This window comes from Acidocella sp. C78 (assembly GCF_907164655.1).
The window spans coordinates 1-19,632 of the sequence record NZ_CAJQZK010000113.1 but is presented as its reverse complement, the minus strand read 5'-3'; the positions used below and the strand labels follow the sequence as shown (position 1 = coordinate 19,632).

13 protein-coding genes, 3 pseudogenes and 1 other annotated feature are annotated in these 19,632 nt (G+C 61.8%); of the genes and pseudogenes, 4 read left to right on the top strand and 12 right to left on the bottom strand.

Annotation, left to right across the window (positions count from 1 at the left end):
- Positions 1–14 precede the first annotated feature (14 nt).
- The 4 genes from ACIDOCELLA78_RS93845 to ACIDOCELLA78_RS93830 are packed head-to-tail and all read right to left on the bottom strand — an operon-like array spanning position 15 to position 6,863.
- Positions 15–1,049, bottom strand: coding sequence for an IS630 family transposase (locus tag ACIDOCELLA78_RS93845; RefSeq protein ID WP_201727480.1), 1,035 nt, complete (start codon positions 1,047–1,049; stop codon positions 15–17).
- A 32-nt stretch (positions 1,050–1,081) separates the two neighbouring features.
- A complete protein-coding gene (locus ACIDOCELLA78_RS93840) occupies positions 1,082–2,284 on the bottom strand; it encodes a restriction endonuclease subunit S (protein WP_201729476.1) in 1,203 nt (400 codons plus the stop codon).
- Complete coding sequence (locus ACIDOCELLA78_RS93835) at positions 2,281–4,647, bottom strand: class I SAM-dependent DNA methyltransferase (RefSeq protein ID WP_201729475.1); 2,367 nt, start codon at positions 4,645–4,647, stop codon at positions 2,281–2,283. Before ACIDOCELLA78_RS93835 ends, ACIDOCELLA78_RS93840 begins: the two co-directional genes overlap by 4 nt.
- Complete coding sequence (locus ACIDOCELLA78_RS93830) at positions 4,644–6,863, bottom strand: helix-turn-helix domain-containing protein (protein ID WP_201729474.1); 2,220 nt, start codon at positions 6,861–6,863, stop codon at positions 4,644–4,646. Before ACIDOCELLA78_RS93830 ends, ACIDOCELLA78_RS93835 begins: the two co-directional genes overlap by 4 nt.
- A gap of 232 nt (positions 6,864–7,095) precedes the next feature.
- Between ACIDOCELLA78_RS93830 and ACIDOCELLA78_RS93825 the strand changes: the two genes are divergently transcribed.
- The 3 genes from ACIDOCELLA78_RS93825 (at position 7,096) to ACIDOCELLA78_RS93815 (ending at position 12,547) form a co-directional block, all read left to right on the top strand.
- Complete coding sequence (locus tag ACIDOCELLA78_RS93825) at positions 7,096–10,860, top strand: AAA family ATPase (protein ID WP_201729473.1); 3,765 nt, start codon at positions 7,096–7,098, stop codon at positions 10,858–10,860.
- 221 nt (positions 10,861–11,081) lie between these two features.
- On the top strand, positions 11,082–11,267 hold the full coding sequence (locus ACIDOCELLA78_RS93820) for an Arm DNA-binding domain-containing protein (RefSeq protein ID WP_249676447.1): 186 nt from the start codon (positions 11,082–11,084) through the stop codon (positions 11,265–11,267).
- A 48-nt stretch (positions 11,268–11,315) separates the two neighbouring features.
- A protein-coding gene (locus ACIDOCELLA78_RS93815; protein ID WP_201729472.1) for an IS3 family transposase occupies positions 11,316–12,547 on the top strand; the annotation gives its coding sequence in 2 pieces (ribosomal slippage) (positions 11,316–11,607 and positions 11,607–12,547; 1,233 coding nt in all).
- Positions 11,600–11,716 (top strand) — a sequence feature (AL1L pseudoknot). It overlaps the preceding gene by 117 nt.
- 332 nt (positions 12,548–12,879) lie before the next feature.
- Here ACIDOCELLA78_RS93815 and ACIDOCELLA78_RS93810 read toward each other — a convergent pair.
- From ACIDOCELLA78_RS93810 to ACIDOCELLA78_RS93775, 8 genes and pseudogenes are all read right to left on the bottom strand, one after another.
- Positions 12,880–13,143, bottom strand: coding sequence for a hypothetical protein (locus tag ACIDOCELLA78_RS93810; protein WP_249674923.1), 264 nt, complete (start codon positions 13,141–13,143; stop codon positions 12,880–12,882).
- Positions 13,104–14,021, bottom strand: a pseudogene (gene tnpC / locus ACIDOCELLA78_RS93805) (IS66 family transposase); the annotation flags it as partial. The pseudogene tnpC and the gene ACIDOCELLA78_RS93810, both read right to left, overlap by 40 nt.
- Before the next feature lie 71 nt (positions 14,022–14,092).
- Complete coding sequence (gene istB, locus ACIDOCELLA78_RS93800; protein ID WP_013641220.1) at positions 14,093–14,887, bottom strand: IS21-like element helper ATPase IstB; 795 nt, start codon at positions 14,885–14,887, stop codon at positions 14,093–14,095.
- Positions 14,877–16,406, bottom strand: coding sequence for an IS21 family transposase (gene istA / locus ACIDOCELLA78_RS93795; RefSeq protein WP_201727493.1), 1,530 nt, complete (start codon positions 16,404–16,406; stop codon positions 14,877–14,879). The genes istB and istA (ACIDOCELLA78_RS93795) overlap by 11 nt, the downstream gene beginning before the upstream one ends.
- Positions 16,407–16,512: 106 nt before the next feature.
- Positions 16,513–17,217: pseudogene (locus ACIDOCELLA78_RS93790) on the bottom strand (IS66 family transposase zinc-finger binding domain-containing protein); the annotation flags it as partial.
- A gap of 81 nt (positions 17,218–17,298) precedes the next feature.
- Entirely contained in the window at positions 17,299–17,646 is a 348-nt protein-coding gene (gene tnpB / locus ACIDOCELLA78_RS93785; protein ID WP_201727519.1) for an IS66 family insertion sequence element accessory protein TnpB, read from the bottom strand.
- Complete coding sequence (locus ACIDOCELLA78_RS93780; protein WP_201729471.1) at positions 17,643–17,801, bottom strand: hypothetical protein; 159 nt, start codon at positions 17,799–17,801, stop codon at positions 17,643–17,645. Before ACIDOCELLA78_RS93780 ends, tnpB begins: the two co-directional genes overlap by 4 nt.
- Positions 17,798–18,046: a transposase gene (locus ACIDOCELLA78_RS93775; RefSeq protein WP_214006287.1), complete on the bottom strand. Its 249-nt coding sequence runs from the start codon at positions 18,044–18,046 to the stop codon at positions 17,798–17,800. Before ACIDOCELLA78_RS93775 ends, ACIDOCELLA78_RS93780 begins: the two co-directional genes overlap by 4 nt.
- Positions 18,047–18,254: 208 nt before the next feature.
- Here ACIDOCELLA78_RS93775 and istA (ACIDOCELLA78_RS93770) point away from each other — a divergent pair.
- A pseudogene (gene istA / locus ACIDOCELLA78_RS93770) lies at positions 18,255–19,632 on the top strand (IS21 family transposase); the annotation flags it as partial.

Here is a 19,632-nt window from a genome sequence, read left to right as displayed (position 1 = left end):
GGTATCGGTCTTACTCAGCAGTCGGTAATATAGGCGACAGTTGGTGCTTTGAAGAATGATTGCACGAGACGTGGTTTGCGCTTGATGGCGGCGAGTTGGGCTTCGATTTTGTCCTGAAGCTTTTCGCCTTGGCGTAGCGGAGTCCGGGCGACGCCCGTCCGCTTCATGTGGCTCCAGACCAGTTCATCTGGGTTCAGGTCAGGGGCGTAGCCTGGCAGAAAATGCAACGTCAGCATTCCATTGGTCGACGCCACGTAGGCTTTCACCAGCGCTGTTTTGTGGGCAGGCAGCCCGTCGAGGACCAGGTGCACCGGCCTCGTGCGGTGCCGCATCATCCGGCGTAGCAGCGCTACGAACAACTCAGCATTCAGGCCGCCTTCATAAGTGCAATACCAGAACCCGCCGCGGGCTGTCACCGCCGAGGCGGCGCTGATCGATTGCCGTTGGCCCGGACGCTCGACGATCGGCGTCTGTCCCTTCACGCCCCAGGTCTTGCCATGCACGGCGTCGGCCCGAAAGCCGGACTCGTCCCAGAAAAAGACCTCGCCGCCACAGGACTTGGCCTGCCTGGCGATTTCAGGAAACCGCTCACGTCGCCATGCCTCGATCGCCTCCGGATCGCGCTGATAGGCACGCTGCAACGGCTTTTGCGGCGTCAGGCCCAGTTTCGACAGCAGTTCGCCCACAGCCGTCACACCGAGTTTGATACCAAACTTGCGCTCGATCAGTTCGGCCACAACGTGCCGGGTCCACAGCCCGAAATCCAGGCCGTATTGGCGCGGATCGCGGCCATTGATCCAACGCAACACCTGCTGCTCCTGGCGCGGCGTCAGACGCCGCGGCCGGCCGGTTGCCGGCCGTGACCGCAAGGCTTTCACCCCGACCCCAGGCTTCGATGCCGCGCTGAGCCATTTATAGATTGTTGTGCGGCTGAACCCGTATGAGGCAATCACCAAAGAGGCCGCTTCGCCCTCGCGCACCCGCTCTACAGCCATCAGCCGGATGGTTTCCAGGGTGCGATGATCAAATCTGCGACCGTCCCGTTTCATGCCAGAATTATATCATCCCCGCAAACATACGACTAGCAAAATGTCGTCTTAATTACCGACTGGTGAGTAATCGCATTGAGGATCAACTGCTGCTCGGACTCATCGGGCGGGAGCGCAAGGTGGAGCGCCGAAAGCCGCGTCTCAGCGATGGCGGGGTATGCGACACCTACTGATCGTGAAATGACACTGTCAATGAAACGCGGTGTCATCAACGCATATGCCAACAGTTCAGGAATGATGCCAGGTTTCGGTGTCAGGACAGCAAATCCAGTCGATGCAACGGCATCGCGTGGCCAGTCACGGAAAAAATAGATAGCCTTGAGGTAGGTCCGAACGGTCGAGATCAGGATATCGTTTGGGGCCAAGCGCCTGCGTGCCCGCGAAGGCGCGGCATCGAACGCTATTTCTTGTGGCTCGCCTGACAGGATGCCGGTGCCAACGGCGGATATGTCGAAATAGTCGAATGTGTAATCCCCTGGCGTGCTTTCGGGCAGCGTCCGCGCATTGACCTGGCACCAGTCTTTCAATCGACCGACGCGCCAATGAGAAGGAATAGCACCGATGACTGGATGCTGGACGGTAGCAGAGTTCTGGACAACGCCAGCGCCGAGCAACCCCTCTATAATCGCCTGTTTCCGTTCGACGAGAGCGGCGATGGTGCGGCGCTTGGCGACGATGAGGCGGTGGACCTGGGCGGTGTAGGCGTCGAGGAAATCGGCGATCCGCCGCTGCTCCTCGGGCGGGGGCGAAGGAACCATCAGCTTGCCAAGATCGGCAGAATAGAGACGCCAAAAGCCTTCTACTATCCCCTTAACGGACTTCCTCAACTCACCACGGAAAGCTGTAGAGCGGTATGTATACTCAAAATACCGTGGTTCGATGTCACCGTCTGATCGCAGCACAGTATAGTCTGGGCTGACGACACCCTGATGGTTCGCCCGAGCGAATACACCAAGATGCGCCTTAAGCCGGTTCAATACGATGTCGCCGGGGAGGCAGCGTTTTGCCCCTGCGTAGGAGGCGGACCGCGTATGTTTCGTAGCGAGGTCTGCGCTCGGGACCAGCCCGAATTTTTGACTCATAGCAAGGTGCGTTTCGGTACCGTCGCTCCCCCGATCATCGACCTCACGAAAGACGCGCTTGGAACGCACAACTTCCCAATGCATCGGCACGCGGGGCAGCCAATCGATGCCGCTATCGCTGTATTCAGGATAGGGCTTCAGCTTCGCGCTCATGCGTCGGCCTCGATCAGCACAGCGTCGAGCAACGCCTGGGTCTGGCGCTCCAGCGCGTCGATCTCGGCCTTGATCGCCGCCAGCGGACGCGGCGGCTTGGGCTTGTAGAAATGCCGCGCGAACGAAATTTCATAGCCGATCTTGGTCTTTTCCCGGTCGATCCAGGCGTCTGGCGCATGGGGCAGCACCTCGCGCTCGAAGAACGCTTCGATCCCGCCGGACTCGCCGAACGCCACGATCTCGGTATCCGACAGCGACTTGTCAGGTTCATAGGCGACCACTGTCGCCTTGCCTTTGACGGTAACCGCAAACAGCCCGCCGCGCGGATCGGCGGTCTTCTTCGACACCGATTTGACGATCGGCTTGGCATCCGCCGCGCGCCAGCTCATCGCCCGCGCGATCAGCCGCGCCTCGGCGGGTTTCAAGGCGAGCATTTCGGCCTTGATCGCCGCCGCGACCTTCGCCTCGAACAGCGCGTAATCGTCATGCTCGGCATCGCCGATCACCGCCATCAACCGCTCGGCGGCGCGATGCAGGCGCCGGTCGCGCGCCCAGGTGGCCGCGTCGAGCAACTTCTTCACCGTCTTGCGCGGCAGTTTCGGCGTGGCGTCCTCAGCCTCGGCGGGGGTTTCGTCGCCGTCCGCGCCGGCCTCCTCATCGCCCTCGGTCAAGTCCTCGACCTCCGCCTCGGGCGGATCGAGATGCGCTTTCAGCCGCTCGGCGACGCCGGCGAAATCGTCGAACAAGGCGTCACCGAACTCGGCGTGCAACGCCTCTCGCAAGGCGCGGTGCCCACTCTGGAATCGCAACGCCTCGACCGCTTCGCGCGTGAAGCGCGAGCGCAGCCGCAGTGGACGTTCGACGATGATCTTCCAGTAGCCGAAGGACGAATTGGGCAGCACGACGGAGGTGTCGCTCGTCTCCATCGTCTCATAGGCATCGAGCACGGCCTGGATATGCTCAGGCGTCATCTCGCAATTGCGCTTGCCCAGATTGCGGCGGAGAGGCCTGAACCACTTGGTCGCGTCGATAAGCTGAACCTTGCCCTTGCGGGCTTCCGCCTTGCGGTTGCTCAGCACCCAGACATAGGTGGCGATGTCGGTGTTGTAGAAAATGTTGAGCGGCAGGGCGACAATGGCTTCCAGCCAGTCGTTCTCGATGATCCAGCGGCGAACATTGCTCTCGCCCGAGCCCGCTTCGCCGGTGAACAGGGCCGATCCGTTGTGAACGTCGGCAATGCGCGAGCCGAGCGGCGTGTCCTTCATCTTGGACAGCTTGTTGACCAGGAAGAGCAGCTGGCCATCCGACACGCGCGGCAACAGGCGCAGCCGATCCTCGTCGCCGGCCAGGCCCTCATGCTGGACCACGAAGCGCGGATCGTTGGCGGCGGCCTTGCCGCCCATCTCGGCCAGGTCGATCTTCCAGGTTGTTCCGAATGGCGGATTGGCCATCATGAAGTCGAACTTCAGCCCGTTTCGCCCATGCGCGTCGGCGGACAAGGTAGAGCCGAAGGCAATGTTTCGGGCTTCTTCGCCCTCGCCCTTGAGCAACAGGTCGGCCTTGCAAATGGCGTAGGTCTCGGGGTTGAGTTCCTGACCATAGAGGTGGATTTCGGTCTTCTTTCCCTCCCTGCGGGCAAGGTCGCGCAATTTGGCTTCGCCAACCGTCAACATGCCGCCGGTGCCGCAAGCGTCATCGTAGAGAAGATAGGTGCCGTTGCCGATGCGGTCCTTGATCGGACGGAACACCAGTTCGGCCATCATCTCCACGATGTCGCGTGGCGTGAACTGTTCACCGGCGCCCTGGTTGTAATCTTCGTTGAAGCGCCGGAGCAGCTCCTCGAAAATCGTGCCCATGGTGTGGTTGTCGAGACCGGGCAGGCTCACCCGCCCCTGTTCGTCGCGAACCGGGGTCGGCGCTAGATTGATCCGCTCGTCACAGAATTTCTCGATCAGCGCGTGGAGCCGCTTATGTTCGACAAGTCGTCCCAGCTCTTCACGAAACTTGAAGCGCGTGATGACTTCTCTGACGTTTTCAGAAAATCCATCGAGATACGCCTCGAAGTCCGCCTTCTGCGTTTCTTCATTTGGCCGGGCCAAAAGCTGGCGGAGGGTAAAGGGGGAGCGGTTGTGGAACGCCTGACCGGCCGCACGATCAAGCGCGGGGCCTTGCGCGGCCTCCGGAATGCCCGCCGCGTCCAGCTCCGCCTTGCGGGCCAGAACGGCAGCGCGGGTGGGTTCAAGCACCGCGTCAAGCCGACGGATGACCGTCATCGGCAGGATGATGTCGCGATATTTGGTCCGGTCGTAGACATGGTGGAGCACGTCATCGGCGATGCTCCAGATGAAGCCGTTGATGTTCATGCCGGCACCCGACGCGCGAAGGGCACAACATTGGCGGGACGAATATCCTCGGGTAGATCCCCGGCGCTTTCGTCCGACAGGCGTTCCAGGGGCCTGACAACCGCTTCTTCCCACAAAGCAGCCATGACGCCTTCCAGCTTCTGGTTCAGCTCGGTTTGCTTCTCGAACCAGTCACGGACGATCCGCTCCACGCGGACCTTGAAGCCCGGCCCTGCGCCCCATTGCGCCGCACAGTGAGACCACAGCCCGACATCGGCTTCCAATGGACCGCGATAAACCTCGACGGCCGCCGTGCGCGCCGCCTCGGCGAAGGCACGCCGCCAGCCCTCAGCGCTAACCTCGACCTGCTGGATGGTCTTTTGCGCCAGAACGAGATCGTCGTCCTGCTTCAAGGTGTCGAGCACGCCCTGGAGCTTTTCAAACCAGGTCTTGGACCGGAGAAGCGCATCCTTCGCACCGCCCGCGCCGACCTGATGGCTGACGCTGAAATTGTAATATTCGCCGTTTCGGCGCGTCATCGCCCAAATGGTCGATGCATACCGAATTGCGCCCAAGGCCTCGATCAGTTCCGCCGATGGCTGCCGGACACGGGGGGGCAAGGGAGCATGTGCCCCTAGAAAGTTACTAAGTTGATCGGCGACCGCCTGCACCGCCGATGTGAAAGCCTGGGTCTCGTGGTGCCGAACCACTTCGTCGGCGGCGGCGCATTCGTCGAGCAGCCGGTCCTCGTAGGATTTGCGGAGGCGGACGATCTGGTCGATGAGTTGGCCCCGCACCTTCGCCGCGTCGTCCTTCTTGGCATTGAAGAACAATATCGGCACACCGTTCAGGGCTCCGTCGCCGCTGGCCAGGGTGCGGAGGATCTGGTCACGCTTCAGATGATAGCCGTCCTCGTCGTCGATCGGCGGCTCGCCGCTGTCGTCCTTGACGGCCATCGCCTCGTCATCGCGCGGCAAGGCCAGCACCGACACCTTGCCCGCGTCCACGCGCACACCGTGAGCATTGCGAAGATGATCGAGCAGAAGTTGCACTGAGGTGCTGGGCGCCTGGTTGAAGGTCGAGCACAACACAACATGCGTCCGGGGGTCTTTCAGGCGGGCGTCGAGGTCGGCTCGCACCGCGACTTCATCTAGGCCCTTTGTATCGACCGCGGATAGCGCCAGGCCGGGCACCTCCGAGTCAAAGCCTGGGATCAGAAGGTCGATCGATGCCGGTAGCGGCACGTCACCCAGGCGACCGTTATTGATGTCGCGGAATAGCTTGCGCAGTTGCTGCATGGCCGCTTTTGCGCCGCCGTCCTCGATCCATATTTCACGCCGCGTCCGCAGCTCGAGCTTCATCCGCTCGATGACGCGGGCGCGGAATTCTTCCTCGGTGGCGCATTGGCTCGCCAGTTCGGCCGCTTGGTCGCGGGAGTTCGTCCTGCCCTTGGCGTCTCGCTCGCGCCTGACCGTCAGACCGGACATGTTGCGAAGCGCGCGCTGCACCTCCTCGCTGACATTGACGCTGTCGTTCTTCTGGCTGTCGCCACCGGAGCGGCGCAGCCACGTCGCGGCGCAGAAGTCGCCAACGAGGTTCCGCATTTCTTCGTCGGACTGCGCCTGGACAACGATGCCGAAGCCCGGCCCGCGACGGATGTTGACTTCGCACAGGGTCGTATGGCCACCGCCCGTCTCAAGCACCACGCGCTCGCGCAGGTCGCTTGGGGGCGAAGACGGATCGAGCAGGCCATACAGAAAGCTGATAGCGGTCGATTTCCCGACGCCGACTTCGCCGATGAATGCGATCTGGTGGGCGTTCTTACCCAGATACACGGCCGACGTTTCGATCGCCGCACGCTGGCGTTCCAACTGGCGCTTCAGGGGCCAAGGACGCTCTTCCTCCTCCAGGAAGTCCGCAATTTGACGAAGGCCTTCCTCGGCTAGCTCCAGGATGTTCCTTTGCGGATTAGAGAAGTCGGGGCGCTCCACGTACTGCCAGTCCTTGGCGAGATACGCGCCATAATCCGCCGCGCCCTTTGATCCGAGCGCCGCCAGCGCATCCAGAATTTTGCCGAGTTCGCTTGGCGTTCCGGTCTCACCCTTCTCAATGCGTGAAACCCGGCTCTGATCGACGCCGGATTTGGACGCGAGCTGGCTTTGGGTTGCGCTAATCTCAGCGCGAAACTGGGCGATGTCCTGGCCGATACCCATCGGCGCCGAGGCGATTGCTTCCATGGTCTTGCTCCTGCCGACCGCCAGGCCACCCCAGCGCGTTGGAGTCTATGTAGAAGATAATTAGCATATATGCAAGGGTAGTTTTCATATTTGATTCTGCGACAAGGCTTTAGCCGCCAGAAACGGTCCTAGGCGCCCGCGTCGCCGGGATATACCAGTGGCATAGATCAGCGATAGAAACGGGCTATAAGATTACGATTGACGACAGAGAGCGAAGCCAAGGGGGCTGGTCATGATGCAGGGCGCGCGCAAGTTACCAACACAACACGTCTCGATTCGCGTGCCGTGGCACGATTCGGGATGGTCTGGTCGTATCTGCGCGAACCCCCTCGGCAACACTCATTGTATCGCGCTGCCGCGTATCGGCGACACTCGAGATGACGCATGGGAGTCATCTGTCCCCGGAGAATTGTTTGAAGTTGAGGGTGGCCGACTCCCCGCCTGCGCTGCCGAACGCGGCGCCTTCATGGCGGAATTCTCATATGAACGCCGCTTTCCACACCCCTACGAGCATCACGCGCTTTACACGCATTTCCGCCGGACGACATATGTTCACGCGCCCCGATCGGCGTCGGGTGTTCCGTTCGCGTGGATGATGAAGGGCGATGACGGCATACCTGACATAGCCAACCGCCTGGCGCTCGGCTTCCGCCCCGAGTTGGAACCGGAGCTCGGCTTCGAGAGCATCTGGGTTCAGGAACGGCGCAATCAGCTTGTCATGCTGGACACCTTCTTCAGCGCGATCGAACCGCAAGTTTCGCTCGTATTTTTCTATGCCAAGAAGACTCCCCTTGCCGAGGACCCACGCCGCGTCATCGTCGGGATCGGGCGGGTGGTTGGAGTCGGCGGCGCCACAGAATATGCCTACGAGAACGCGGCCAAGAACGCCCTGCGCTCGATGGTGTGGGAGCGCAACGTCAACCACTCAATTAAGTCCGAGATCGGCGATGGTTTCTTATTGCCGTATCGCGAGTTGTTGGCGCTGGCTGAAAGCGATATCGACTTCGATCTCAAACCGTTCGTGTTGCACGCTCCAGAGGAAAGTTTTGACGCCTTTTCGATGGGCACGGAGCACGTAAGTCACGACCAAGCCGTATCTGCACTGCTTTCCGCGGCCACCGTTGTCGGGCGCTATGAGACGCTGCTCCCCGGCGATTGGACCGCTGCGCGGCGGTGGATCGACGCAGAGCTGAACCGACTCTGGCGGTTGCGTGGAGCATATCCGGGCCTCGGGTCGACGTTGAGTGCCATGGGCCTCCCGAACGGCACGCTGCTCGCACACTCAGTCGGCGGGCTGTTGCACGCTGACGGCGGAAAGGATATTCGCGACCCATGGCCAGTCGTTGAGTCTATACTTCACGACCCAAAGCAACTACCCCCAGACCTTGCCAATTCGGTCGGCCCTGTCGCAGCGAAGTTATGGGACAGCTTGCAGCCGGATCGTCGCGCACTCCTAAAGCTCCTCGCTCGTTTCGAGCTCTCCGCCGATCAGGCGCAGCGATGGTGGGTACAAGAGGAGCGCGCGAAGGCCGGAATAGACCTCAACGACGCCGCAATCCTCGCCAACCCCTACCTCTGTTTTGAGGCAGACCGAGGTCGCCTGGACAGCATTCCGCTGCCCGTCATTGACCGGGGTCTGTTCCCCGATCCGCAGGTTCTCGCCGCCATTCCTATCCCCGATCCGTCCGCATGCGCGGAAGCCATCGACCCGCGCAGAGGCCGGGCGCTCATGATTCAGGCTCTCGAAAATTCTGCTGGTGAGGGCCACACGCTTCTTCCGCAGGACTGGTTAGTGGAGCGTGTGCGCAGTGCCGAGGTATCGCCGCCTTGCGCCATCAGCGGGGATTGGATCGCCGCATTCAAAGAAAGTTTCGTGCCCCATTTGGAAAGTGTCGAAACCGCAGATGGACTCTCGGCTTGGCAGCTTGATCGGTACACAGCTACGCGCGCGTTAATCAGCGCTCGCATCCGACGCCGCCTGGGCGGGGCTCGGCACGCCGGCGAGTACGACTGGCGCGAGCTCATCGACACAGCCTTGGGCGGCGGGTCCAAGAACGGGGACGTGTCAGAAGAGGCGGCACGCGCTGAAAAGGCGTCAGCACTCGAAGAGCTATACCGCGCCCGCGCTTCGGTACTGATCGGTCCCGCCGGCACAGGTAAGACCACGCTCCTGCTCGCGCTTCTGTCGCTTGACCAGGTTCGCAAGGGTGGCGTGCTGCTTCTGGCTCCCACGGGCAAAGCACGGGTGCAGATGCAGAAAAAAGCCGGCGACGTAAAGGCGTTCACGCTTGCCCAGTTTCTGCTCGGTTTGGACCGCTATGATACCCAGACAGGGGCATACCTTGTTACGAACGCACCGAGCCGAGAGAACGGTTTCGCCACGGTTGTAATCGACGAAGCCTCTATGCTCACCGAGGATCAACTAGCGGCGACCCTCGATGCGATTGACCCGTCAAGCGTCCAGCGACTTATCCTTGTCGGCGACCCCCGCCAGCTTCCGCCCATCGGCGCGGGGCGCCCGTTCGTGGATGTGATCCGGCTTCTCCGGGAGCAAGACACCAAGCCTGTTCGTGGCCTGGCTGAACTCACCATCGTCCGCCGTCAGGCTGAAGGTTCAGGCGATCCAAAAGCTACGCGAGACGATGTGCTGCTTTCACGCTGGTTCAGTGGCGAGGCGCCCGACGCGGGCGCTGACGAAGTATGGGACCGTTTGATGGCGGGCTCTGCGCGCGGTGTACGAGCAATAGCGTGGGAAAGTGACGCCGAACTACAAGCCAAACTGCTGGCCGAGCTCACGGCTTATGTACGGGCCGCTGTGGACGCATCGTCCAGCGATGAAACCGCGTTTGAGGTCAGCCTGGGCGGCTCAGAGTGGAATGGGCGGGCATATTTCAATCCGTCTCGCGAAGATGGAGAGGGGCTACGACATGGGGGTGGGGCGGGTGTCGAGGCTTGGCAAATCCTTGCACCTATTCGCGCCGGGGAGACGGGCGTTGATGGGTTGAATCGCTGGATCAAGCGGCTCTTCCGTACCTCGGTTCGAAGTTGGGCTGAAGCCGAGCCTCATTGGTATCGCAAGATAACCAAGCCGATGGGAAGTCAGGCTATCCTTTACGGCGATAAGGTCATCAATCTGTCAAATGGTCGCCGCTTCGACGTCTTTCCAGCGATGGATAAGGCATATCTAGCGAACGGCGAAATCGGACTCGTCGTTGGCCAATATAAGGGGAGGAATTGGAAGCCGAAGAAACTGCCCTGGAAGCTAGAGGTTGAGTTCGCAACCCAGCTCGGCTTCAAGTTCGGTTTCGGTGGATCGGACTTCGGTGAGGACGGCAATGAGCGCCTGGAACTCGCTTATGCGCTGACAATCCACAAGGCGCAGGGCAGCGAATTCGGAACCACGTTCGTAGTCATACCGAATCCCTGCCGGCCGCTTTCGCGCGAACTGCTCTATACCGCGCTGACCCGACAACAGCGCGAGGTCGTTCTATTACACCAAGGCGATTTGCGAGACTTAATGAAGCTGTCGGATGCGGAGCGCTCCGAGACAGCTCGGCGGCTTACGAACCTGTTCACAGAGCCCAAGTTGGTGGCGCACGGTGGCACTTTCCTGGAAGAGGGTTTGATTCATCGCACCACGCGTGGCGAACTTGTGCGGTCCAAATCGGAAGTGATCATCGCCAACCTGCTCGATGGCTTGAAACTGTCCTACGGATATGAGCAGCCGTTCACTGCCCCCGACGGCTCCGTGCGCTATCCCGATTTCACAATCGACGACGGTGAGACTGGTCGCCGCCTACTGATCGAACACCTCGGCATGCTCGATCGACCTGATTATGTTCGTCGCTGGAAGGCGAAGGAGGAGTGGTATCGTCAAGCTGGCGTTCTGCCGATCGGAGAGGGCGAGGTTCCGGTCGGACTACTGACGACATCCGAGGTCGGCGGCTTTGATGCGGCGACGGTGAAGGGACAGATTGTTGCAGCGCTTGGGCTCTGAGAGGGCTCCATAGCAGGTGAAGTTCATAGGGCTATGGCGTAAACGTAGTTATCATCGCTATCGGGCGTGGCCCGCCACCCCTGCATCCAGCACTGTCCGGCACCATCCCCTAAAGTCTTTGATATCAGTGCATTAAACCAGATTTCCGTCCACGCTCATCCACCCCAATTTGCCCGAATCCATAGTTTCCACGTGGGTAACTTTGTGGGTAAGATTCGGCCATGGCCCGAGTCGTCAACAAGCTGTCGCCGCTCAAGGTCGCCAGGCTGACCACCCCCGGCCTGCATGGCGATGGCAACAATCTCTACCTCCAGATCGCCCCTTCGGGTGCGAAATCCTGGTCGTTCCGGTTCATGATCCGCGGCCGGGCGCGCGAGATGGGGCTTGGCCCCGTCGCGCTGATGTGAACCGCCCTGGGTTTACCGGAGGCTCCAACTCCCAAATAGGATGGAGCCATGACGAGTCCGACGACGAACAAGTTTTCTCCTGAAGTCCGCGAGCGGGCGGTGCGGATGGTGCTGGAGCACGAGGGCGAACATCCCTCGCGGTGGGCGGCGATGGTGTCGATAGCCGCGAAGTTTGGCTGCTCACCGCATACGCTGCGTGAATGGGTGCAGAAGGTGGATCGCGACAGCGGCCGCTCGCCTGGTGTTCCGTCGGAAGTGTCGGCGAAGCTGAAGGCACTGGAACGCGAGAACCGCGAGCTTCGCCAGGCGAATGAGATCCTGCGCAAGGCGTCGGCATATTTTGCCCAGGCGGAGCTCGACCGCCGGTTCAAACCATGATCTCGTTCATCGATGATCACCGCGGGGCTTATGGGGTCGAGCCGATCTGCAGGGTCCTGCCGATCGCCCCATCGACCTACTACGAGCATGTCGCGAAGCGGGCCAACCCCGAGAGGCGGTCAGAACGGGCCCGGCGGGATGAGGCGCTCGAGGCGGATATCCGGCGCGTGTTCGCGGAGAATTTCGAGGTCTACGGTGCTCGCAAGGTCTGGCGGCAGTTGCAGCGGGAAGGATGCGCTGTTGCCCGCTGCACGGTGGAGCGGTTGATGCGGATCATCGGCCTGCAGGGCGTGATCCGCGGCAAGCCGGTCAGGACGACGATCAGCGACAGGGCGACACCCTGCCCACAGGACCGCGTCAACCGCCAGTTCCAGGCGCCGGCGCCGAATATGCTCTGGGTCTCCGACTTCACTTATGTCGCGACCTGGCAGGGCTTTGTGTATGTGGCGTTTGTCATCGATACATTCGCCCGGCGTATCGTTGGCTGGCGGGTAAGCCGCACCGCGCATGCCGGTTTCGTCCTCGATGCCCTGGAACAGGCTCTTCACGACAGACGCCCGGTACGTAGCGGCGGTCTCGTCCATCATAGCCATCGGGGCAGCCAGTATGTCTCGATCAAATACACCGAGCGCCTGATGGAGGCCGGCATCGAACCGTCCGTCGGCAGTGTCGGCGATAGCTACGACAACGCTCTCGCCGAGAGCATCAACGGCCTTTACAAGACCGAGGTCATCCGTCGTCGCGGGCCGTGGAAATCGTTGGAAGCCGTCGAGTTCGCAACGCTCGAATGGGTCGACTGGTTTAACCACAGGCGCCTTCTCGAGCCGATCGGCAACATCCCGCCCGCCGAAGCCGAACAACGATATTTCGCCACACTCGACCAGATGAAGATCGCCGCTTAGCTTAACCCAAATGGCCTCCGGTAAACCCGGGGCGGTTCAGGCTGCGGATATGAGAACGGCCCCTGCAGGGGCCGTTCTCATATCCGTCACGTCACAATCCAGTGGCTGGTTTTTACGCCGCCACGCCGGCCTGGTTTTGATCCGCCGTTGACATGCTGCGGTGTAGTCCTCATTGCCATCAATGTGCTCGCGGTCTCTCATCCTGAGACTCATTGTCTTCAGGAATCCTGCAACCACAAAAAACAATCTTGCAGCGCGAATTTTGGCGGCACCCGGATCACGCGTGCCGAGCGACGCGATCAGTACCCATCCGGTCAGAGCCGCGGACGAGTCTATTTGGCTCTATCTCGGTGGATCAGGATGAGCTCGCGCAGATTTTCGATACCAAAGTCGGTGAAGGCTATGACGCCGCCGTCGCTGAGGTTGTAAACCCAGATCAGGCCGTCTTCGGGTTCCATCTCATTGGCGATGTCCGCGAGCCACTCCTCATCCTCGCCGAGGTCCCTGGCGACACGGTCAATCGTGAAGACGTGGTGGATTTTATTGGTCTGCACGATCAGGCGGCCAGGGCCCAGGATTGCGGTGTCCAGTTCCATGGCATCAATTTCTCGATGCTGGCGACTGGATGACTGGCGATGCGCGCGAGGATGTCGGCGAGCCATGCCTGTGGGTCGACGTTGTTCATCTTTGCCGTCGTGATCAGGCTGTACAACATGGCGGCCCTTTGACCACCGCGATCGGAGCCGGCGAATAGCCAGGATTTTCTGCCCAGAGCAAGGGTGCGTAGGGCACGTTCGGCCGCGTTATTGCTGAGACAAATCCGCCCGTCGGTCAGGAACCGGGTAAATGATGACCAACGGTTCAGCATATAGTCGATCGCCTTCGCCACATCGTTGTGGCGTGAGAGTTTGGCGCGCTCGGCGCGCATCCAGATCTCGAGTTCAGCGACGAGCGGGGCGCCGAGTTGCTGGCGCACCGCCAGGCGTTCAGCGGGTGACTGACCGTTGATCTCCCGCTCGATCTCGAACAGCGCGTCGATGCGCTGCACCGCGGCCAAGGCCATCGGCGCCACGAAGGCGGGGGTCTTACCCTGGGCCTTGCGCTTCGCGTTCCGCGCGATATCGGCCAGCTCGAAGAATTTTCGTCGGGCGTGCGACCAGCACGCCGCCTCGATGATCGGTCCAGGAGATCGGTTCAACTCGTAGAGCTTGTTGTAGCCGCCATAGGCATCGGCCTGGAATATGCCGCGGTATCCGGCGAGATGGGTTTGCGGATGAACGCCGGCGCGGTCACGTGAATAGTAGAACACCGCGCTGGGGGAACCCGATCCGCCGAACGGCCGATCATCACGCACATAAACCCACACGCGCGCCGTATCGGTCTGCCCTCGTGCCATCACCGGCACGGTGGTGTCGTCGCCATGCAGGCGCGCACCCGCGAACACCATCGTCTCGATGTGCTTGAACACCGGCTGTTGATTTCCGCTGAGATCTGACCCGGGAATTCCATCGAGATTTGACCCGCCCATAGTTTATGATTTGAGTTTCATGATGGGGTCAAGGCTGGATTTTTCTCCTTTCGTTTTTGGGATTTCTGCACGGAGCTATTTTTGAACCTGAAGCTGTCATTTCCGGTCTCGAGGATATGGCAGTGGTGGGTGAGGCGATCGAGGAGCGCGGTGGTCATCTTGGCGTCGCCGAAGACGGCGGACCATTCGCTGAAGCTCAGGTTGGTGGTGATGACGACGCTGGTGCGCTCGTAGAGCTTGCTGAGCAGATGGAACAGCAAAGCTCCGCCTGAGGCGCTGAAGGGCAGATAGCCAAGCTCATCGAGGATGACGAGGTCGGCATGGATCAGACGGCCGGCGATTTGCCCAGCCTTTCCCTGAGCTTTTTCCTGCTCCAGAGCATTGACCAGCTCGACGGTGGAGAAGAAGCGGACGCGCTTTTTGTGATGCTCGACGGCCTGCACGCCGAGCGCGGTGGCGATGTGGGTTTTGCCCGTGCCCGGGCCGCCGACGAGCACGACATTGTCGGCGGGTTCGATGAAGTCGCAACGATGCAACTGGCGGACCAGGGCCTCATTGACCTCGCTGCTGGCGAAGTCGAAGCCGGCCAGGTCGCGATAGGCCGGGAAGCGGGCGGCCTTGAACTGATAGGCCATGGAGCGGACCTCGCGCTCAGCGGTCTCGGCCTTGAGCAACTGGGAGAGTACCGGGATGGCGGCTTCGAAGGCCGGGGCACCCTGCTGGGCCAGTTCATCGACGGCCTGTGCCATGCCGTGCATTTTGAGGCTGCGCAGCATGATGACGAGCGCGCCGGTGGCGGGATCATGACGCATGGCGGGCCTCCTCAGATTGGCGCAAGCTATCGTAGCGCTCGACGTCAGCCTTGGGTTCATTGGCCAATGTCAGTGCCTGTGGCGCGGTGATGACCGGAAGCGGAGCCTGTTTGCCGTCGATCAGCCGGTGGAGCCGGTTGATGATATGCGTCTTGGACGGCACGCCGTCCTCCAGCGCCAGTTCCACCGCCACCAACACCGCCTGCTCGTCATGGTGCAGCACCAGGGCCAGGATCTCCACCATCTCCCGGTCACCGCCAGGACGGCGCAGGAGATGTTGCTGCAGCCGCTTGAAGGCATCGGGCAATTCCAGGAACGGCGCACCGTTGCGCAAGGCGCCCGGCTTGCGCTGGATCACCGCCAGATAATGCCGCCAGTCATACACAGTGCGCCCTGGGCCGTTGTGCGTCCGGTCGATGATGCGCGGATGCTCGCAGATGATTTGCCCCTCCGCCGCCACCACCAGCCTGTCGGGATAGACCCGCAGGCTGACCGGCCGGTTGGCAAAAGAGGCCGGCACGCTGTAGCGGTTACGCTCCAAGTGGATCAGGCAGGTCGAGGAGACCCGCTTGGTGTGTTCCACGAACCCATCGAACGGACGGCCCACAGGCATGAGGCTCTCAACCTCGCTGGCCCAGACATCGGCAATGGTTCCCGGCTCGTTGCCATGCGCGGTCTGCTCCCACAGCTCCCGGCAGCGCCGCTCCAGCCAGTCGTTCAGGGCGTCCAAGCTTTCGAACGGAGGCATGGACTGCCACAGGCGGTGGCGTGCATCCTGGACGTTCTTCTCAACCTGCCCCTTCTCCCAACCGGCGGCCCGATTACAGAACTCGGCCTCGAAGAGATAATGGCTGGTCATCGCCAGGAAGCGGGCGTTGACGCTGCGCTCCTTGCCACGGCCGACCTTGTCAACGGCGGTGCGCATGTTGTCGTAAATCCCGCGCCGCGGTACGCCGCCGAGAGCTTGGAAGGCGTGGTTATGCGCGTCGAACAACATCTCATGTGTCTGCAGCAGATAGGCCCGAACAATGAACGCCCGGCTATGCGACAGTTTGGTGTGCGCCACCTGCAACTTGACGCGGACGCCACCGATGATCGCAAAATCTTCGCTCCAGTCAAACTGGAACGCCTCGCCAGGCGCAAAGGCCAAGGGCACGAAGGTTCCCCGGCCGGCGGTCTGCTGCAGCCGTTGGCACTCCCCCTTCCAAGCCCGGGCAAAGGCCGCCACACGATTGTAGGAACCGTCATAGCCCAGGCTGACGAGATCACCGTATAGCTGCTTGACCGTCCGCCGCTGCTTGCGCGGCCGGCCAGCTTCACGGCGCAGCCACGCCAAAAGCTTCTCGGCATAAGGATCAAGCTTGCTCGGCCGGTCCGGAACCTGAAACTTCGGCTCAATCACATCAGACCGAAGATATTTGCGGATCGTGTTCCGCGACACGCCTGTGCGCCGGGAAATCTCTCGGATCGGCACATGCTCACGCTTATGCCACCGGCGGATAATGCTCAAAAACGCCATGTCCAACACTCCGTTCGCCCCCGCCTCTTCCAGACGGGGAAACAGTCAAACATGGGTCAAATCTCAGTGGAAAAATCCGGCCTTCCCGGGTCAGATCTCAGCGGAAATCAACAACCGGCTCCAGCGCCACGCAGGTAGCACCAATCAGATCGGCCAGGGTCGAGACGCTGAGGTGGATGCCTTCCAGTGCGAACCGTTCAGATTGACGGTTCAGCGGCTGATGCTGGCCGAATTTATCGTAGGCGATCATCGCGAGCAGGCCGGGACCGGCAAAAGCGCGTGGAATGGTGTGGAAGGGTGCTGGTTCCTGGCTGATCTTCTCACAATCGCGGCAGGTGAATTTCTCCCGCACATGCTGGATCACCTTGTATTGGCGGGGGATGGATTCCAGTGTCTCGGTCACCGTCTCCCCGAGCTTGGCGAGCCGCGATCCACCGCAGCAGGCGCACTGGGTCGGACCTGGCAGCACAACCCGCTCGCGTGGCAGGTGTTCGGGGAAGGGTTGGCGTGATGGGCGGTTGCGAGTGAAGCCGGCGACAGTCGTGGTTTTGGCCTTCGCGGCCACCTGCTCGGCGCGGAGTTCGTCCTCGGTCGCGGTGGTCTCGAGATCTTCGAGTTCCAGTTCCATCTGATCAAGCAGCCGCGCCGTGCGTTCCGCCTTGGGGCCGTAGAGCGCACGCTTGAGCTTCTCGATCTGCAGCTTCAGATGCGCGATATACGCTGCGGTATCGGACCGCCGAGCACGGTCGCCCAGAATGATCGCCTTCAGCGCAGCGATATCATTCGGCAGGGTCGAAGGATCGAGATCCATGCCCCGTATAGAATCACGAATTTCCAGGGTTTCGCTACAGAAATCCGCTCTGGACCAGGATTTTCCCCAGAATCTTCGCGCCTACCCGGCCGCTTGCGGCCGCCAGGTTTGTTGTGGATTTCGCCAGTCGATCCCCTCCAGAAGATAACCGATCTGACCAGCGGTGAGGGACACAACGCCGTCCGCAGTCTGCGGCCAGATAAACCGCCCTCGATCAAGGCGTTTCGAATACAGCGACATCCCCACGCCGTCGTGCCAGATCGCCTTGACCAGCGACCCGCCGCGTCCGCGAAAGAAAAAAACATCCCCGCAGAACGGCTCCCGTCCCAGACCTTCTTGCACTTGCAACGCGAGCCCCTTCATCCCGCGGCGCATATCCGTATGCCCCGACGCCAGCCAGACCCGCACACCGGCCGAGACCGGGATCACCGCCGCACCGCCGTCAGCACCCGACGCAAGGCGGCAACCCCAACTCCATCATCAACCCGAACACACGTCCCGTCCGGCAGCACGATCTCGATCCGGCTCGCATCGCATCGCGTGGCTCGCCTCTGCGACATCGGATCAACGCTCGCGTCGTTCACCGAAGCTGACTTGCCTGCCGCCCGCGCATCGACAGTGCCGCACTCGCCATTACCCGCACCGGAATGAATTCCGGTACCATCGGCACCGGCACCAACTCACCACGCCGAACCTGACCGCGCCACTTCCACAATTGCCCTCTCGAAATCGCGTGCCGCCGCGCAACCAGCGCAAACACCGCACCCGGCGCCTCAGCCTCCGCCACAATCCGAAGCTTGTCCTCATCCCGTGCTGATTCCGGGCTCAATTCGCCCGGGATTCCGAGATTAACTCGCCCGGGATTCCGGGAATTATTCGCCCACCTATTCCGAGATTAATTCGCCCACCTGTTCCGACTTTTATTCGCCCAGGCGGGCGGGGTTGGCCGGGTTGGCTTGAGGTCTCTGCTGGCTGGTTCAGGTTCCCTCCCTTTGGCTGATCGAGGGAGCGGATGAATGCCAGTGGAGCGGATTGCGATGCGCGATGTGCGCGAGATTGTCAGATTGAGGATGGCGGGGCTTTCGACCCGCCAGGTGGGGATCCGGGTCGGGGTTGCGGCATCGACGGTGCGCTTGACGCTGCGGCGACTGGAGGCGGCCGGGCTCGATGGGCCAGGGGCTCTGGCGCTGTCCGAAGCGGCATTGGAGGCGCTTGTTCGACGGCGCGGTGGGCAAGCGGCCGGGGCATCGACGTGTGGATGAGCCGGACTGGGGGCGTATCCGCCGCGAGTTGCAGCGCAAGCACGTGACGCTGTCGATCCTGTGGGACGAGTATATTGCCGAGCACCCGGATGGGTATCGCTACAGCCGGTTCTGCGAGCTCTACCGGAGCTGGGAAGCCCGGCTACCGGTGACGATGCGCCAGACCCACGCATCGGGCGAGAAGCTGTTCGTCGATTATGCCGGCGACACGGTGCCGGTGGTGATCGACCGGCTCACCGGCGAGACGCGTGCGGCCCAGATCTTCGTCGCCGTTCTCGCGGCGCATCGAGCTTCACCTATGCTGAGGCGACCTGGACCCAGACCCTGCCGGACTGGATCGAGGCGCATAATCGCACTCTGGCAGCAATTGGCGGCGTGCCGGCGCTGCTGGTGCCCGACAACGCCAGGGTCGCGATCATCCGCGCCTGCCTCTACGATCCACAGGTCAACCGGACCTACACCGATATGGCGCGCCATTACGGCACGGCCATTCTCCCGGCGCGGCCGCGGCCGCGTGACAAGGCGAAGGTCGAGGTGGCGGTTTTGCTGGCGGAGCGGTGGCTGCTGGGCAAGCTGCGCAACCGGGCATTTTACGGCCTCGCCGAACTGAATGCCGCGATCGCTGAATTCTGCCGCTGGCTGAACGAGGAGCGGTCGTCCGTCGCCTGGGGCGACAAGACGGCATCTGCTGGAAACACTCGATCGTCCCGCGCTGAAGGAACTGCCGGCCGAACCCTATGTGCTGGCGCAATGGCGCGCCGGCGGGTCGGCATCGATTATCACGTCGAGATCGAGAAGCATTTTTACTCCGTCCCCTACCGGCACGCCCGCGCCGAGGTCGAGGCCCGGTTCACCGTGCGCACGGTCGAGATCTTTCTCCGTGGCGAACGGATCGCCGTGCACGCACGCAGGCCGGGTAACGGCAAACACACGACGATCGCCGAGCACATGCCCTCGAGCCACCGGCGTTATGGCGACTGGACCATCGCACGGATCCATCAGGAAGCCGCACGGCTTGGTCCCTCGGTCGCGACACTCTGCACCCTGATCCTCGAACGCCGGCCTCATCCGGAGCAGGGGTTCCGCGCCTGCATCGGCATCCTTCGCCTGGCCCGCAGTGTTGGCGCCGACCGGCTCGATGCCGCGGCCGAGC

Coding starts and splice junctions, on each gene's coding strand:
- ACIDOCELLA78_RS93845 (WP_201727480.1), bottom strand. CDS start 1,049: ATGAAACGGGACGGTCGCAGATTTGATCATCGCACCCTGGAAACCATC.
- ACIDOCELLA78_RS93840 (WP_201729476.1), bottom strand. CDS start 2,284: ATGAGCGCGAAGCTGAAGCCCTATCCTGAATACAGCGATAGCGGCATC.
- ACIDOCELLA78_RS93835 (WP_201729475.1), bottom strand. CDS start 4,647: ATGAACATCAACGGCTTCATCTGGAGCATCGCCGATGACGTGCTCCAC.
- ACIDOCELLA78_RS93830 (WP_201729474.1), bottom strand. CDS start 6,863: ATGGAAGCAATCGCCTCGGCGCCGATGGGTATCGGCCAGGACATCGCC.
- ACIDOCELLA78_RS93825 (WP_201729473.1), top strand. CDS start 7,096: ATGATGCAGGGCGCGCGCAAGTTACCAACACAACACGTCTCGATTCGC.
- ACIDOCELLA78_RS93820 (WP_249676447.1), top strand. CDS start 11,082: ATGGCCCGAGTCGTCAACAAGCTGTCGCCGCTCAAGGTCGCCAGGCTG.
- ACIDOCELLA78_RS93810 (WP_249674923.1), bottom strand. CDS start 13,143: ATGGAACTGGACACCGCAATCCTGGGCCCTGGCCGCCTGATCGTGCAG.
- istB (WP_013641220.1), bottom strand. CDS start 14,887: ATGCGTCATGATCCCGCCACCGGCGCGCTCGTCATCATGCTGCGCAGC.
- istA (WP_201727493.1), bottom strand. CDS start 16,406: ATGGCGTTTTTGAGCATTATCCGCCGGTGGCATAAGCGTGAGCATGTG.